We start from the raw sequence: 14190 nt of genomic DNA, 5'->3' as shown, positions 1-14190 counted from the left end.
CTGACGAGTGCGCTCCGGGAGTGAGGAGGGCACATGAACCAGCGTCTGCGCTGGCCGGACGAGCGGCTGATCGAGGCCGCCCAGGCCGGCGACATCGCGTCGCTCACCGCCGTCGTCATGGAGTCCCAGCCCCATGTGCGCAGGTTCGCCCTGTCCTTGTGCGCCTCGCCGCAGGACGCCGAGGACGCGGCGCAGGAGGCGCTGATCATCCTGTACCGGAAGATCGGCAGCCTGCGGGCGACCGGTGCGCTCGCCTCGTGGGTGTTCCGGATCGTCCGCAACGAATGTCTCCGGCAGGTGCGGCTGCTCGTCTCGCGCGCCGACGAGGCGTCCGTCGAACCGAAGGCCGGCGCGGAGCCGTCCGCCGAGGAGGCGGTGCTGCGCAGGGTGGAGGCGGAGCGGATCGCCGCCGCGGTCGGGGCGCTGCCGCGCGACCAGCGGCAGGTCCTGATCATGCGGGACGTGCAGGGCCTGCCGGGGAAGACCGTGGCCCGTTCGCTCGGTCTGAGCACGCCGGCGATGAAGTCGCGGCTGCACCGGGCCCGCGCGGCACTGCGCCACGCCTTGGCCGTGACCGATGACGCCGTCGATCCATCAGTCGATCCATCAGTGGAAGGAGAACGGTGACCGTGCCACCCACCGAGGTTCCCACCGCGCCCGGGGCGGATTTCGCCAGCAGGTCCGTTCCGCGCCACCTGGCACGCGGCCTCGTCGGCTTCGGGCTGATCACCGGCTCGATCGCGCTGACCCCGCTGGTCGGCCCGGTCGTCCTGCTCGCGGCGCCGCTCGGCCTGCTCGCGCTGCGCGGCTGCCCCGTCTGCTGGACCATCGGCCTGGTGCAGACGATCTCCCGCGGCCGTCTGAAGCGCGAGTGCACGGACGGTGTGTGCACCCTCACCGCTGTGCGGCGGCCGGGCTCGGCGGGCTAGCCCCGGGCTCTACCCGGGGGGGGCAGCACGGGTCAGTCGGGTTCGTGGCCGGGCCACGGGCGGAGTTTCTCCGGGTTGCGGACGGCCCAGATGTGGGTGATGCGGCCGTCGGTGAGGCCGAAGGCGGCCACGGTCACGGTGACGCCGGTGTGCTGGGCGACCAGGCCGGGGCGGCCGTTGACGGTCCGCTCCAGGAGGGTCAGCCCGGGGGCCTTGCCGGCGATGTGGATCAGGTACTGGGCGATGCGCTCGCTGCCCTCGACCGGGCGGAGGACGGCCCCGACCAGTCCGCCGCCGTCCGCGACCATCGTGGCGCCGGGGTCGAGCAGGCCGACGAGGGCGGCGATGTCCTGGGCCTCCCACGCCTCCTTGAACCGCCGCACCAGACCGGCCTGTTCGGCGTCCGGAGCCGACGACGCCCGGGCGGCGCGGACCCGTCGACGGGCCGACGAGGCCAGCTGCCGGCAGGCCGCCGGGGTCCGGCCGACGATCCCGGCGATCTCGGCGAAGGGGTACCGGAAGACGTCGTGCAGGACGAACGCCACGCGTTCGGCCGGTGTCATCGACTCCAGCACGACGAGGAAGGCCATGTGCACCGACTCGTCCAGGGTGACCCGGTCGGCGGGGTCCGCCGTCCCGCCGCCGGCCGGCGCACCGGTCCACTCCGTACGGTCGGGCAGCGGCTCGGGGACCCATGCGCCGACGTAGCGCTCGCGCCGGACCCGCGCCGAGCCGAGCTGGTCCAGGCAGATGCGGCCGGCCACCGTCGTGAGCCAGGCGCCGGGCGACTCGACGGCCTCCTGCCGGCGGCGCGGCATCGCGTACCAGCGAGCGTAGGTCTCCTGCACGGCGTCCTCGGCCTCGGTCAGCGAACCGAGCAACCGGTAGGCGAGGTTGATCAGGTGTCGGCGCTCACCGACGACGGTGCTGAGGCTCGGCTCGGGATCGGTCGGGGTGCTCATCGTCGGCGCCGTTCCCTGACTCCTCGTCGTCCTCCGGTCGACTTCGCCTCACATTTCGCGGGCCCATGTCGTCGGACTACCGAGACACTACCGATCCATGCCGAGAGGCAGAAGAGGGGACCGTGCCATGGCCGTCCGGACGACAGCAGCACCCCGCACCCCAACGTTCCTTCAGATCACCATCTCGCTACAGACCTTGGCCATCCTCTTCCAGGCGGTCACCGCCCTGGTGACGGTGACCACGGCGCACGGCGAGGTGCTGCACAGCGTCGGGGCGCGGGTGATGTACGGCGCGTCGATGGTGTACCTGCTGGCCGCGGTCCTGGCGTGGCGGCCCGGCGGCGGACCGGCCCGCCCCGTCCTGTACGCGACCGGGTTCCTCGTCCTCGCCTCGGCACAGGTGGTACTGGGCATCGCGCACGTGCTGTGGGTCCATGTCCCGCTGGGCGTCCTGATGTTCAGCCTGAGCGTGCTGGCGCTGGGCCGGTCGCTGTCCGGGCGCCGGCTGTCGGCACGCCCCGTCGCCCGGGTGTAGCCAACACGGTGGTGACGGGCGCGGCGGCTCCCCTCGTGACCGCCGCGCCCGGACCACACCGACCCCGACCGGCTCCCGGTCAGCCCCGCAGGTGTCCGAGGACCGACGCGGCGGCCCGCGCCACGGCCTCCCGGACCTCGTCGGTGTGGTCCGTCGCCTCGAAGCCGTGCCGCCCGTTCGGCACCTCGACCAGTTCCAGCTCGGCCTTCCGCTCCTCGGCCGCCGCGACGAAGCGCTCGACGGTCTCCGCGATGGCCGCCGTCTCCAACCCGGCCCGGGTCAGCACGATCGGCAGCCGTCCGGCCCCGGCGAGCGCCTCGACCGGGCGGAAGCGCCGGTCCACCCCGTCCCAGCCGGGCAGCGGTGCCAGGATCGGGTAGCTGGCGGCCAGGCAGCGCAGCCAGGACGGCGGCGCGGCCAGGTAGTCGGTGGTCAGCAGGCCCGCGCCGGAGAAGAACCAGAGGGCGATCCGGTCGCCGTCGACCCGGGGGTCGGCGCGCAGCGTCTCGACGGCGGCGGCCAGGGCGTCGGCCGCCCGCGGGTAGCGGTCGAGGTCGTGCAGCGGGTGGTCGACGACCGCGCCGACCACGCCGAGGCTCGCCGCGTACCGCCCGTACCCCGTGAACGTCGGCCAGTCCCGCGGGGTGGGCCGCAGGTCGGCGGGGACGGGGCCGCCGTGGACGAAGAGCACGGCCGGCTGCGGGCCCTCGGCCGGCGGCAGGTACAGGTCGAGGGTGCCGATCCGCTCGCGCGGGCAGTCCGGCAGCGGACGCTCGGGCGTGTCCAGGACGCTCGGCCGCAGGAAGGACGGCGTCTCGTCGGCGGCCGGCGGGGTGATCGAGTGGCCCTCGCCGGCGGCCGCCCGCAGCAGTGCGTCGGCCAGCTCGCCCGGGCGGGAGAGCATCGGCCAGTGGCCGGTGTCCAGGTCGAAGAAGGTGATCCGCGGGTCGGCGAGCGGCCGGAACTGCGGCAGCCCGGACGCCACCATGGCCTCGACGGTGGCGGTGCTGACGCCGCCCGCGGTGCCGAAGATCCCGGAGGTCGGCACGGTGGCGAGGGCGCCGGTCAGCCGCAGCGGTTCGGTGAGGGTGGCCACCGGCTGGCCGGCGGCGGCCGCCGTGAGCCGGTCCACGTCCTCCTCGGTGAGACCGGCCACGCTGCCCCAGCGGTGCCACTCACCACGGCCGGGCGTCGGCAGCAGGCCGTCGGCGGGGGTGCGGGCCGGGTCCAGCAGGAGCTCGCGGACCGTCTGGTCGGGGACCAGCTGGACGGCCCGGTCGCCGTCCTGCGGCAGGCCGGCGTCGAGGTGGACGATCCGGGCGATCCGCCCGGCCCGCTGGTCGGCGGCGCCGAGCACCGGGTGGATGCCGTACTCGTGGCCGACCAGGACGAGTTCGGGGTCGGCCACCAGGTCGATCAGCCGCAGCACGTCCGCGATGTGGGTCCGCAGGCCGGCGTCCGGCGCGGCCCGCTCCCCCAGCCCGGTGAGCGTCGGCGTGTGTACCTCGGCGCCGGTCGCGCGCAGCCGCTCGGCCACCTCCTGCCAGATCCAGCCGCCGGTGAAGTGGCCGGGCACCAGTACGAACGCCGTCATGGTGGTCTCCTCGCAGGTCGTCTCTCTCCCCGGCGGCCGACCGGCCGTCCGGGCTCGCCGGTACGGTAGGAACTCCCCCTGAGGGAGGTTCAAGTCGTGCCACCAGTCACGTTGTGGAGCATCGGGGAGCTCGCCGAGCACGCGGGCGTCACGGTCAAGACGGTCCGCTTCTACTCCGACCGCGGGCTGCTGCCCGAGGCCGGCCGCAGTACCGGCGGCCACCGCCGGTACGGGCCGGAGGCGCTCGACCGGCTGCGGCTGATCCGGTCGCTGCGCACGCTCGACCTGCCCGTCCCCGAGGTCGGGCGGCTGCTGGAGCAGGACGAGGTGCTGGGCGACGCCCTGGAGGACGCGGTGGCCCGGCAGTTGCGCGAGCTCGGCTCCCAACTCACCGCGCTGCGCTGGCGCGAGGCCGCGCTGAAACTGCTGCACGACTGCCCGCCGCAGGAGCGCGCCGAACGGCTCACCCTGATCGGCGGGTTGAGCACCCCACCGGACACCACCGCGCTGGCCCGCTTCTGGCGCCGCACGCTGCCGCCCCGGATGCCGGCCCGGCTGACCGCCTCGATCGTCGAGGCGGCCGTCCCGCAGCCGCCGGACGACCCGGCGCCCGGCCAGGTGCTGGCCTTCGCCCGGCTGCACGCCCTCGCCCTCACCGGCTGCTCCGGACAGGGCCACTGCCCGAACGAGAAGGCCCGCAGCAACCAGGACTACCGGGCGGACGTGCTCTACCAGGGCCTCGAAGAGGCGTACGCGCTGGCCTCGACGCAGCTGCTGGCCGGGCGCGACCCGGACGAGGGCGAGGCGCTCGACAGCTTCGTCGCCGCCCACGCCGCCTCCTGGCGCACCCGGGACACCCCGGCCTTCCGCACCCGGCTGAGCGCGCTGCTCACCCTCACCGATGACCCGGTGATCGACCGGTACTGGCGGCTCGCCGAGGAGCTCACCGGGCCCGGCGAAACCACCCTCGGCACCGCCCACAGCTGGCTGCGCACGGCGCTGGACGGGCAGTTGGGCCGGGAGGGGCTGACGGCACCCGAGCCGTGGATGCCACTGCCGAAGGCCCCGGCGGGAGCTCCGGCAGGAACCCCGGCCGCGTGACGCGGGCGGGGGCGAGTACCTGCCGGTACGAGGAGGCACGGCGGGCCGACCGCTACCGCTCACTCAGCGCCCGTACCTCGGCGTAGCCCGGCACCGGCCCGACCGGCCCGCCGGTCGCGACGGCCGTCGCCGTGGCCACCGCCGCCGCGAGCGCCGAGCGGTACAGCAGCGACCCCAGGCTGACCCGGGCGACCCCCAGGGCCCCGAGTTCGGCGACGCTCGGGCCGGTCGGCGTCCAGAGGACGTTGAGCGGGACAGCCAGCCCCTCGACCAGCCGGGCGACGGCGTCCCGCTCGCCCACCCCGGGGGCGAACACCCCGTCCGCGCCCGCCTGTTGGTAGGCGAGGAGGCGGCGGAGCGCCTCCGGCCCGGGGTCGGGGTGGCCGACCCAGTAGGTGTCGGTACGGGCGTTCAGGAAGAGCTCCGGTACGGCCGACTTCACCGCCGCGACCTTCGCCGCATGCTCGGCGAGCGGTGCCATCGTGCCGTCCGCCCGACCGTCCTCCAGGTTGATGCCGACCGCCCCCAGCTCGGCCAACTCCACGGCCAGGTCGGCGACTTCGGCCGGGTCGTCACTGAAGCCGGACTCCACGTCGACGCTCAGCAGGAAGTCCCCGCCGCCCAGCCGGCGGACCAGCCGGACGGTCTCCGCGCGGGTGGCGGCCGCACCGTCGGGCAGACCGGCGGCGGCCGCCACGCCCAGGCTGGTGGTGCCGATGGCGGTGAAGCCCTGGGCGGCGAGGGCCACCGCCGAGGCGTGGTCCCAGGCGTTGGGGAGCAGCAGCGGGCGGCCGGGGCGGTGGTGCAGGTCGGCGAAGGGGGTCATCGTGCGGTCTCCAGTCCGTCCGGGGTGTCGGTGGCGACCTCGTCGGAACAGGCGCCGAGGAGGATGCCGGAGGCGATGGCCAGGGCGTGCTCCCGGCCCGGGCAGCGCCGGGGCGGCGCGCCGAAGGTGAGCGGCTCGCGGTCGGGCGCCCCGCCCTCCCGCTGCGCCGCCGCGATGTCGAGCAGGACGTGCGTCCCGGCGGGCACCGGGATCCCGCCGATCTCGGTGTCCCGGACGGCGAGGCGTCGCATCGCCCGTACCGGCGGGTCGTCCCGGAGCGTCGGCTCCGGTCGGCCGGTGCCCCGGCGGGCGTTCTCGACCAGGGTGGCGGTGGCGTCGCAGGCCTGGACGAGCAGGCCGATCCGGTTCGCGGCTGCCTCCGCGGCCCGGCCGGCACCCGAAGAAGCGTCCGACGAGGCTCCGGACGAGGCACCCGATGGCGCCCCCACCGCAGGCAGCAGCCGGGCCACCGCCGCGTCCGCCGCCGGATCGTCCGGCGCGTCGGCGAAGTACGCCCGGGCCACCAGTGCCACGTCCCGCGCGACCGCCGCCGGATCGGCCAGGCCGAGCGCCGCCGCGAGCACCTGGACGACCCGCAGCCGTGGGTCCGGCTCGGTGGCCTCCGCGGCGGCGGCCCGGAGCGCGGCCGGGTCGAGCCGGTCCAGCTCGACCTGGACCAGTCGTCGCCGCCGGACGTGCGGCTCGCCCGAGCTGAACCGGGCGACGGAGGCCCGCAGCCAGGCCACTCCGCCGGGTGGTCCGGAGGTCGTCGCCGGCACCGGCACCAGCGCCGGGTCGGCCAGGGCGAAGGTCACTTCGTCGTACCGGTCGAATTCGTACCGGTCGGAACCGCGGCCGGAGTCGCCGCCGGAACCGCGGCCGAAGCTGCGGCCGTGGCACCGCTCGGCACCGCCGTCGAACACCGTGGGGTCGCTCATGCCGCCATCCTGGCGCCGGCTCGTTTCGGTCCCGGCCGAAGTGTTCCGGCGCCACCATGGAGCCATGTCCTTCGCCCCGCTCGCCGCGCTGCTCGCCGACCCCACCCGCGCCGCGTTCTGCACCGCGCTGCTCGACGGCCGCGCCTGGACGGCCGGTGAGCTCGCCCGGCAGGCCGGGGTCGCGCCGTCCACCGCGAGCGAGCACCTGTCGCGGCTGATCGCCGGCGGGCTGCTGGTCGAGGAACGGCAGGGCCGGCACCGGTACGTCCGGCTGGCCGGCCCGACGGTCGCCACCCTGATCGAGGACCTCGCCGGCTTCGCCGCATCCACCGAGGGCGGCGGCCCGCCCGCGCCTCGGAGCCTGCGCGAGGCCACCCGGCAGAGCGCCGAGGCCCGGGCCCGGACCTGCTACGACCACCTGGCCGGCCGCCTCGGCGTGGCCGTCACGGACGCGCTGCTGGACCACGGCCTGCTCACCGACGACGCCGGGCTCGCCGTCACCGAACGCGGCCGGGCCTGGCTCGCCGCCCAGGCGATCGAGCTGCCCGAGCGGCCGGGCCGGCGGAGCGGCCGCCCGCTGGTGCGCAGCTGCCTGGACTGGACCGAGCGCCGCAGCCACCTGGGTGGGGCGCTGGGCGCGGCGCTCTGCCGGACGGCGCTGGACCGCGCCTGGGTGGAGCGGATCGGCTCCGGCCGGGCCCTGCGGGTCACCGCGGACGGCGACCGCGCCCTGCGCGAACTCCTCGGCGTGCGGCTCTGATCCGCCTCCTCGGCGTGCCGCTCTGATCCGCCGGACGACCCGACCGCATTGCCCGGCCTAACCCATCGTCTTCTGCCCGTCCAGCGACTCCCGGATGATGTCCGCGTGCCCGGCGTGCTGCGCCGTCTCGGCGACGATGTGCAGCAGCACCCGCCGCACCGACCAGGTCGCCCCCGGCTCGAACCAGGGCGCCGACGGCAGCGGGTGCGCCAGGTCGAGGTCGGGCAGGGTCCGCAGCAGCTCGTCGGTCTCCCGGGCCACCCGCTCGTAGTCGGCGAGCAGCCCGGCCAGCGTCTCGCCCTCCGCCATCCGGAACTGGCCCGCCCAGTCGATCGCCTCGCGGTTCATCGCCTCCGCGCCGCCGACCGCGAACCGCATCCAGCGCGCCTCGACCCCGGTCACGTGCTTGATCAGGCCGCCCAGGCACAGTTCGCTGACGGTGGTGCGCCGGGCGGCCTGCTCGTCGGTGAGGTCGCGGACGGTGTACCGGAGGAAGCCGCGGTGCTTGTCGAGCGTCTCGGCGAAGTCCTCGCGCTCCCCCATCAGGCGTCCGTCATGGCCGGCACGTCGCCCTCGGTGGTGCCCAGGTCGATGATCCCGAACGCCGCACCCTGTGGGTCGCCCACCACCGCGAACCGGCCGAACGGGCTGTCCATCGGGCCGAAGTACACCGTGCCGCCGCGCGCCTGCAACCGCTCGATCGCGGCGTCGGTGTCGTTCACCGCGAAGTAGACGCTCACGTACGAGGGCACCTCGGGCGGCAGGGAGGCTTCCGCCGCCGTCATCCGGCCGAGCACCGGCTGCTCGCCGGCGTGGAAGATCTTGTAGTCGACCTGCTCGGAGTCCATCCGCTTCACGGTGAGCGGGAAGACGGCCGGGAAGAACCGGTCGGTGGCCGCCGGGTCGCGGCTGATCACCTCGGCCCAGCTGTACGCGCCGGGTGCGGCCTGCTTCTCGAAGCCCTCGTGGGTACCGGCCTGCCAGACGCCGAACACCGCCCCGGCGGGGTCCCTGGCGATCACCATGGTGCCGAACTCGCCGACCGCCATCGGCCCCATCACCACCTCGCCGCCGTTGCCGCGGATCCGCTCGGCGGTGGCGGCGGCGTCCGGCGAGGCGAAGTACAGGCACCAGGCGGACGGGGCCTGTACACCGGGCTCACCGGGCATCGGCGGGACGATCGCGGCCACCGCCTTGCCGTCCGAGTACGCCTGCGTGTAGTTGCCGTACTCCGACGAGCTCTCGCCGAAGGTCCAGCCCAGCACGTCGCCGTAGAACGCCTTGGCCCCCTCCAGGTCGGCGAACATCGCGTCGGCCCAGCAGGGTGTGCCCTCAGGTAGCGCAGCCATCTCTCTCGCCCTCTCGTGCGGTTGAGGTGCGCGCGGGGGGAACGGCGCGCACGGCCCCCCGGATGGCCACCCTAGCCAGTGCCCGGCGTACCCGCGCGCTGCCCGACCCGCGCGGGTACACCGCCCGACCCGCGCGGGTACACCGCCACCGGTCAGCCGAGCAGCACGCGGGCCGCCGCCGTCCCCAGCCCGGTCGGTCCGAGCGGCACCACACCCGCGGCCGCCACGGGCACGGCAGGCACCACCGCCTCGGCGGCGCGCCCCGCCAGCACCCGCTCCTCGCCGAAGTGCCGCCGCAGGTCCTCCTCCCGGTACCGCCGGCAGCCCTCGTGCCAGACCAGGATGCCCGCGAGCCAGTTCTCCAGCTCCTTCAGGTACCCGTCCAGCACCGCCCGGGCCTCCGCGTCCAGCGCGAAGTCCTGGTACAGCAGCGGGAGTTCCTCCGCCCCGACGTGCTGGAACTGGGCCAGCCGCGAGTGCATCAGGTCGTCGACGATCCGGACCGCGGACGGGTAGTCGCAGTTGAAGAAGTTCTGCACCACCAGGACGGCGTTGTGCAGCTCGCCCTCGTACTCGACCTCCTTCTGGTACGAGAAGAGGTCGTTCATCATGGCCGCGTAGTCCATCGCCGAGTTCTCCAGCGAGCGCATCGAGCCGTGCTCGTACACCTCCTGCGGGACGGCCCGCCCGTGGCCGAGGCGGCTCAGGCTCATGGTCAGCTCGGAGCCGAAGGTGGCGCGGCGCATCTCCAGGTAGTCGACCGGGTCCGGAATCCGGTTCTGCACCTGGTTGTTGAGCTCCCAGGTCCAGCTGAGCGTCATGCTCTCCACGGCCTGGCGGAACCGGCCCCGGGCCTCGACGGTCATCGGTCCGGCGGTCCGCTCCCAGAGGTCGGCGAGGCCGCGTTCCAGCGCGTTCGCGGGCTCGGGCACGGGGGTGCCGTCCAGCGGCATGAACAGCGGGAGCCGCTCGTTGGCGCGCTTGGCGCCGGCCAGGTCGCGGGTGCGCCCGAAGACCGCCGGGAAGTAGTCGTCGGCCCAGGTGCCCCAGGCCAACCAGGCGGAGTCGAGGTCGAGTTCGTCGGCGGTGGCGTCCGGGTGGATCCCGGCGGCGCAGAGCGGGAGGTCGTAGTCCCGCATGGACTCGGCGTCCCAGACGTCCGACCCCGGGACGCCGGGCTGCTCCCGTAGGAGGCCCATCCGCTCGGCCCACTCGACCACCCGGTCCCGAGCGCCGTCCAGGTGCGGGCTCAGCTCGACGCCGAACGGCAGCTTGAACTCCGGCAGTCGGGACGGCCCGACGGCCTGGAACGGCACATGGGCGTGCGAGCGCGCCCGCCGGACGGCCGGGTCGACGCCGCCGGAACGCACCGGCGCGGCGACCGGAACGTCGACCGGGACGGCCCGCATCGCCCCGGAGCGCAGGATGTCCAGCGCCGAGGTGCCCACCCCGCCGATCGCGAACGGGTCCCACCAGTTGCCCGACCCCGGCAGAGCACCCGGCGGAGAACCCGGCAGCGCCTCAGCCGCCTCAGCCACCTCAGCCGCCTCGCCGGCCGAACCCGCCGCCGCGCCACCGCCGTTCATGTACCGGCTGGAGCGCAGGTGCCACTCATGGCCACCGGCCTGCCAGTCCTGCAACCCCTTGACGTACGCCATCACCCGCGCGCAGCCCACCGGACCGAGCCCGGTCTCGGCGAACAGCACGGGCAGTTCGGTGAACACGGTGTTCTCGAACTGCTGGAGCCGTGAGGTGAGCAGGTCGTTGACGGTGTCGGCGGCCTCCTGGGTTGAGCACTCCAGGAACTTCTCCAGCACCAGGACGCCGTTGCTCAGCTCGCCCTCGTCCTCGACCTCCCGCTGGTAGGAGAAGAGGTCGTTGCGCAGGTGCACGCCGTCGGCGAAGGCGTCCATCAGCACCCGCAGCGCGCGCGAGCCCGAAACCTCCTTCGGCACCTCGGCGTTGGCCGCGAACTCGACGAGCTGCGCGGACCAGGGCGCGCCGCCGACCTTGCGGCGCATCTCGATGTACTCCAGCGGGTTGGCGACCCGGCGGGCGTTGATGTTGGCGAGCTCCCAGTCGGACTCGTTGAGCAGGTTGCGGGTGCTCTCGGCGAACCGGATCCGCCAGTCCTCGCCCATCGCCGGCACGGTGCGCCGCCACAGGTCGGCCAGGCCCGCCTCGACCGGGTTCTCCGGCTCTGGCACCGGGGTGGCCGGGTCGGCGGGCATGAACAGCGGCAGCCGGTCGAGGTGCGCCTTGCCGCCCTCGCGGTCGTTGGTGCGCTTGTACAGGTCGAGGAAGTGGTCGTCGAAGAAGAAGACCCACACGTACCACTCGGTGACCAGCGACAGCACCTCGGCGGAGGCGTCCGGGTGGGTGTAGGCGCAGAGCAGCCCGTAGTCGTGGGCGTCCAGGTCCGCCTGTTCCCAGATGCCGGACCCCTCCAACATGCCCATCTCCCGGGCCCACGCGCTGGATTGGGCCCGGGCCCGGTCCAGATGGGGGTTGCGGCGGGCCGGGTGCGGCACGTAGAAGGACGGCAGTTCGAACGGCTGTGTCACGGCGGCGAGCCTTTCTGGACGCGTCGATTGGACCAAGAATGACCCGCCGCCGGGGCCCCGCAGGGGCACAACGAGAACAGTCATATGAAATGACCCATCCGCTCGAAACGGCGCCCGGGCCGCCGGGCCCACGCCGGGCAACACCCCGCGACCACCCGCCCGGCCGAGCGCGGCCCGACCTCGCGAGCGCCCCCGCGCGATCCGGCGCGCAGAACCGCTCCGCCAACGAACAAAGCAGTCCGGCCAAGGCCGGGAACACCAAGACTTCCCCTGCTACGGGCGTGTTGACCGCACCCGGCCCCACCCCGTCGATCAGACTGGGCGCCGACCCGACGTCAACTCCGAGGAGGGCACGCCCATGAACGTCACCGTGCGGCTCGCACAGCAGCCCGAGGCCGACGAACTGCTCGGACGGAGTGCGCTCGCCGCGCTCGTCGGCATGCTGCTGGACCAACAGGTGCCGATGGAGTGGGCGTTCACCGGCCCGCTGACCATCGCGCAGCGCCTGGGCCGGGACGACCTGGACGCCCACGAGATCGCCGTGTACAACCCGGAGGAGTTCGTCGCCCTGCTCTCCGCGAAGCCCGCCGTCCACCGCTACCCGGCGGCGATGGCCAAACGGGTGCAGCAGCTCTGCCAGTTCCTGGTCGCGCAGTACGACGGGGACGCCGCCGCGCTGTGGAAGGACGCCCGCTCCGGCAAGGAGCTGCTCAGCCGGCTCAACGCCCTTCCGGGCTTCGGCAAGCAGAAGTCGCAGATCTTCCTGGCCCTGCTCGGGAAGCAGTACGGCGTGCGGCCCGAGGGGTGGCGCGAGGCGGCCGGCGGGTACGGCGAGGAGGGCGCGCACCGTTCGGTCGCGGACATCACCGGACCCGAATCCCTGGCCCTGGTCCGGGAGTTCAAGCAGGAGATGAAGCGCGCCGCCAAGGAGGCCAAGGCCGCGGCGAAGCCGCGGACCACCACCCGTACGACGGCCGTCACCCCGACCGGCGCGCGCTGACGCCGGTCGCCCCGAGCAACCCGCCGACCGACGCGCGCGGGCCCCGGCCGCCGCAACGCGACGACCGGGGCCCGTTCCGGATGCCATCAGACCAGCGCGGGCTCCCGCTCCTGCGCCTCCGCCACCGGCGCGGCGGCGGCCGCCTTCCGGCGCGGCAGCGCGAACATCAGCAGGAACACCGCCACCAGCACCCCGGCGACCCACCACATCGCGTGGACGAACGCCCCGCTGAAGGCCGTGCCCACCGCCTCCGGCGCGACCACGTCGTCCATCGCCCCGAAGAAGGCCACCGACACCAGCCCGAGCCCGAGCGCGTTCCCCACCTGCTGCACGGTGTTGATCAGGCCGGACGCCGAACCGGCGTGCTCGCGCGGCACCTCGGCCAGCACCGCGTCGGTGATCGGCGCGACGATCAGGCCCATCCCCAGGCCCATCACCACCAGCGGCAGCGCCATCTGCCAGGGCGCGATCGCCGTCCCGTACCGGTCGGCCTCCCAGATGTAGGTCAGCACGCCCGCCGCCATCACCAGCGCACCGGCCTGGAGCACCTTCCGCCCGAACCGCGGCACCAGCTTCTGCACCGAGAGCCCGGCCGCGGTCGAGACCGCGAGCGAGAACGGGATGCCGGTGGAACCGGCCTTCAGCGGGCTCCAGCCGAGCCCGATCTGCATGTAGAGCGTCCAGACCAGGAAGAAGATCCCGCAGACCACGCCGAAGGTCAGCTGCACACCGATGCCGGCCGCGAAGCTCTTGACCCGGAACAGCGACAGCTCGACCAGCGGCGAGCCGTCCCGTCGCGTCTTGACCCGCTCGTACGCCACGAACAGCGCGAACACCGGCAGGCTGCCGACCATCGACACGTACCCCCAGAGCGGCCAGCCGGCCTCCCGCCCGTGCGTCAGCGGGTAGATCAGCATCAGCAGGCCGACGCTGGCCAGCGCCACCCCGACAAGGTCCAGCTTCAGCGCGCGCTCGGCCCTGGACTCGTCGATGAACCGCCGCCCGAGCAGCAGCCCGGCGACGCCCACCGGCAGGTTGATCAGGAAGATCGGCCGCCAGGCCAGGCCGAGGAGGTCCCACTCGGTCAGCAGCGCGCCGATCATCGGACCGGAGACCGCGCCCAGCCCGACCACCGCGCCGAACATCCCGAACACCTTGCCGCGCTCCTCCGCCGGGAAGGTCGCATGGATGATCGACAGCACCTGCGGCACCATCATGGCCGCCGTCCCGCCCTGCAAAAGCCGCATCGCGACCAGCATCTCCGGCCCGGACGCCAGACCGCACAGCGCGGACGCCAGGGTGAACCCGCCGATGCCGATCAGGAACAGCCGCTTGCGGCCGTAGATGTCGCCCAGCCGGCCACCCGTGATCAGCCCGATCGCGAAGGCCAGCGCGTAGCCACCGGTCACCCACTGGATGGCGCTGAAGGAGGCGCCGGTGTGCTCCTGGATGCTCGGGATGGCGATGTTCACGATGGTGACGTCGACCAGGTCCATGAAGGAGGCCACCATCACGATCGCCAGCGCGATCCACCTCCGCCGGTCCGTGTCCGCGGTCTTCATTCGGTACTCCTCGTCGTCCTGCTCGTCCTGCTCTCCGGCAACACCGGTCACAGTAGGGGGCATGTAGGTC

At 74.0% G+C, this 14190-nt stretch carries 14 protein-coding genes; 6 read left to right on the top strand and 8 right to left on the bottom strand.

Going from position 1 to position 14190, the window contains the following annotated elements:
* The first annotated feature begins 33 nt into the window (after positions 1 to 33).
* Positions 34 to 627, top strand: a complete 594-nt coding sequence (locus ABTY15_RS03535) for an RNA polymerase sigma factor (protein ID WP_350575319.1) — start codon at positions 34 to 36, stop codon at positions 625 to 627.
* A 2-nt stretch (positions 628 to 629) separates the two neighbouring features.
* Entirely contained in the window at positions 630 to 929 is a 300-nt protein-coding gene (locus ABTY15_RS03530; RefSeq protein WP_350575316.1) for a hypothetical protein, read from the top strand.
* A gap of 32 nt (positions 930 to 961) precedes the next feature.
* On the opposite strand, the gene sigJ is transcribed toward ABTY15_RS03530, so the two are convergent.
* Positions 962 to 1891: an RNA polymerase sigma factor SigJ gene (gene sigJ / locus ABTY15_RS03525; RefSeq protein ID WP_350575314.1), complete on the bottom strand. Its 930-nt coding sequence runs from the start codon at positions 1889 to 1891 to the stop codon at positions 962 to 964.
* A gap of 127 nt (positions 1892 to 2018) precedes the next feature.
* Between sigJ and ABTY15_RS03520 the strand changes: the two genes are divergently transcribed.
* Positions 2019 to 2426 (top strand): hypothetical protein, encoded by a 408-nt coding sequence (locus ABTY15_RS03520; RefSeq protein WP_350575312.1) that lies wholly within the window; start codon positions 2019 to 2021, stop codon positions 2424 to 2426.
* A gap of 79 nt (positions 2427 to 2505) precedes the next feature.
* On the opposite strand, the gene ABTY15_RS03515 is transcribed toward ABTY15_RS03520, so the two are convergent.
* Positions 2506 to 4020 (bottom strand): alpha/beta hydrolase, encoded by a 1515-nt coding sequence (locus ABTY15_RS03515; RefSeq protein WP_350575309.1) that lies wholly within the window; start codon positions 4018 to 4020, stop codon positions 2506 to 2508.
* 96 nt (positions 4021 to 4116) lie between these two features.
* On the opposite strand from ABTY15_RS03515, the gene ABTY15_RS03510 reads away from it, so the two are divergent.
* Positions 4117 to 5121: a helix-turn-helix domain-containing protein gene (locus ABTY15_RS03510; protein ID WP_350575306.1), complete on the top strand. Its 1005-nt coding sequence runs from the start codon at positions 4117 to 4119 to the stop codon at positions 5119 to 5121.
* Positions 5122 to 5173: 52 nt separating this feature from the next.
* On the opposite strand, the gene ABTY15_RS03505 is transcribed toward ABTY15_RS03510, so the two are convergent.
* On the bottom strand, positions 5174 to 5947 hold the full coding sequence (locus ABTY15_RS03505) for an isocitrate lyase/PEP mutase family protein (protein ID WP_350575303.1): 774 nt from the start codon (positions 5945 to 5947) through the stop codon (positions 5174 to 5176).
* Complete coding sequence (locus ABTY15_RS03500; protein WP_350575300.1) at positions 5944 to 6885, bottom strand: cytochrome P450 family protein; 942 nt, start codon at positions 6883 to 6885, stop codon at positions 5944 to 5946. The genes ABTY15_RS03505 and ABTY15_RS03500 overlap by 4 nt, the downstream gene beginning before the upstream one ends.
* A 64-nt stretch (positions 6886 to 6949) precedes the next feature.
* Between ABTY15_RS03500 and ABTY15_RS03495 the strand changes: the two genes are divergently transcribed.
* Positions 6950 to 7645, top strand: coding sequence for an ArsR/SmtB family transcription factor (locus ABTY15_RS03495; protein ID WP_350575297.1), 696 nt, complete (start codon positions 6950 to 6952; stop codon positions 7643 to 7645).
* A gap of 57 nt (positions 7646 to 7702) precedes the next feature.
* On the opposite strand, the gene ABTY15_RS03490 is transcribed toward ABTY15_RS03495, so the two are convergent.
* From ABTY15_RS03490 to ABTY15_RS03480, 3 genes are all read right to left on the bottom strand, one after another.
* The gene (locus tag ABTY15_RS03490; protein WP_350575294.1) at positions 7703 to 8188 is read right to left on the bottom strand and encodes a DinB family protein; all 486 of its coding nucleotides are present in this window, start codon (positions 8186 to 8188) and stop codon (positions 7703 to 7705) included.
* Complete coding sequence (locus ABTY15_RS03485) at positions 8188 to 8994, bottom strand: VOC family protein (RefSeq protein ID WP_350575291.1); 807 nt, start codon at positions 8992 to 8994, stop codon at positions 8188 to 8190. The genes ABTY15_RS03490 and ABTY15_RS03485 overlap by 1 nt, the downstream gene beginning before the upstream one ends.
* Positions 8995 to 9146: 152 nt before the next feature.
* Entirely contained in the window at positions 9147 to 11558 is a 2412-nt protein-coding gene (locus ABTY15_RS03480) for a terpene synthase family protein (protein WP_350575288.1), read from the bottom strand.
* 358 nt (positions 11559 to 11916) lie between these two features.
* On the opposite strand from ABTY15_RS03480, the gene ABTY15_RS03475 reads away from it, so the two are divergent.
* On the top strand, positions 11917 to 12558 hold the full coding sequence (locus ABTY15_RS03475) for an HhH-GPD-type base excision DNA repair protein (RefSeq protein ID WP_350575285.1): 642 nt from the start codon (positions 11917 to 11919) through the stop codon (positions 12556 to 12558).
* 86 nt (positions 12559 to 12644) lie between these two features.
* On the opposite strand, the gene ABTY15_RS03470 is transcribed toward ABTY15_RS03475, so the two are convergent.
* Positions 12645 to 14120: an MFS transporter gene (locus ABTY15_RS03470; protein ID WP_350575282.1), complete on the bottom strand. Its 1476-nt coding sequence runs from the start codon at positions 14118 to 14120 to the stop codon at positions 12645 to 12647.
* Positions 14121 to 14190 lie beyond the last annotated feature (70 nt).

Source organism: Kitasatospora sp. NPDC097643, from assembly GCF_040302625.1.
Lineage (GTDB): Bacteria > Actinomycetota > Actinomycetes > Streptomycetales > Streptomycetaceae > Kitasatospora.
The sequence above is the reverse complement of the archived record's forward strand: the minus strand, read 5'-3'. Positions and strand labels throughout refer to the sequence as shown.

Bases quoted from the DNA above. Each gene is read 5' to 3' on its own strand.
- ABTY15_RS03535 (WP_350575319.1), top strand. From the start codon at position 34: ATGAACCAGCGTCTGCGCTGGCCGGACGAGCGGCTGATCGAGGCCGCC.
- sigJ (WP_350575314.1), bottom strand. From the start codon at position 1,891: ATGAGCACCCCGACCGATCCCGAGCCGAGCCTCAGCACCGTCGTCGGT.
- ABTY15_RS03520 (WP_350575312.1), top strand. From the start codon at position 2,019: ATGGCCGTCCGGACGACAGCAGCACCCCGCACCCCAACGTTCCTTCAG.
- ABTY15_RS03515 (WP_350575309.1), bottom strand. From the start codon at position 4,020: ATGACGGCGTTCGTACTGGTGCCCGGCCACTTCACCGGCGGCTGGATC.
- ABTY15_RS03505 (WP_350575303.1), bottom strand. From the start codon at position 5,947: ATGACCCCCTTCGCCGACCTGCACCACCGCCCCGGCCGCCCGCTGCTG.
- ABTY15_RS03500 (WP_350575300.1), bottom strand. From the start codon at position 6,885: ATGAGCGACCCCACGGTGTTCGACGGCGGTGCCGAGCGGTGCCACGGC.
- ABTY15_RS03495 (WP_350575297.1), top strand. From the start codon at position 6,950: ATGTCCTTCGCCCCGCTCGCCGCGCTGCTCGCCGACCCCACCCGCGCC.
- ABTY15_RS03490 (WP_350575294.1), bottom strand. From the start codon at position 8,188: ATGGGGGAGCGCGAGGACTTCGCCGAGACGCTCGACAAGCACCGCGGC.
- ABTY15_RS03485 (WP_350575291.1), bottom strand. From the start codon at position 8,994: ATGGCTGCGCTACCTGAGGGCACACCCTGCTGGGCCGACGCGATGTTC.
- ABTY15_RS03475 (WP_350575285.1), top strand. From the start codon at position 11,917: ATGAACGTCACCGTGCGGCTCGCACAGCAGCCCGAGGCCGACGAACTG.
- ABTY15_RS03470 (WP_350575282.1), bottom strand. From the start codon at position 14,120: ATGAAGACCGCGGACACGGACCGGCGGAGGTGGATCGCGCTGGCGATC.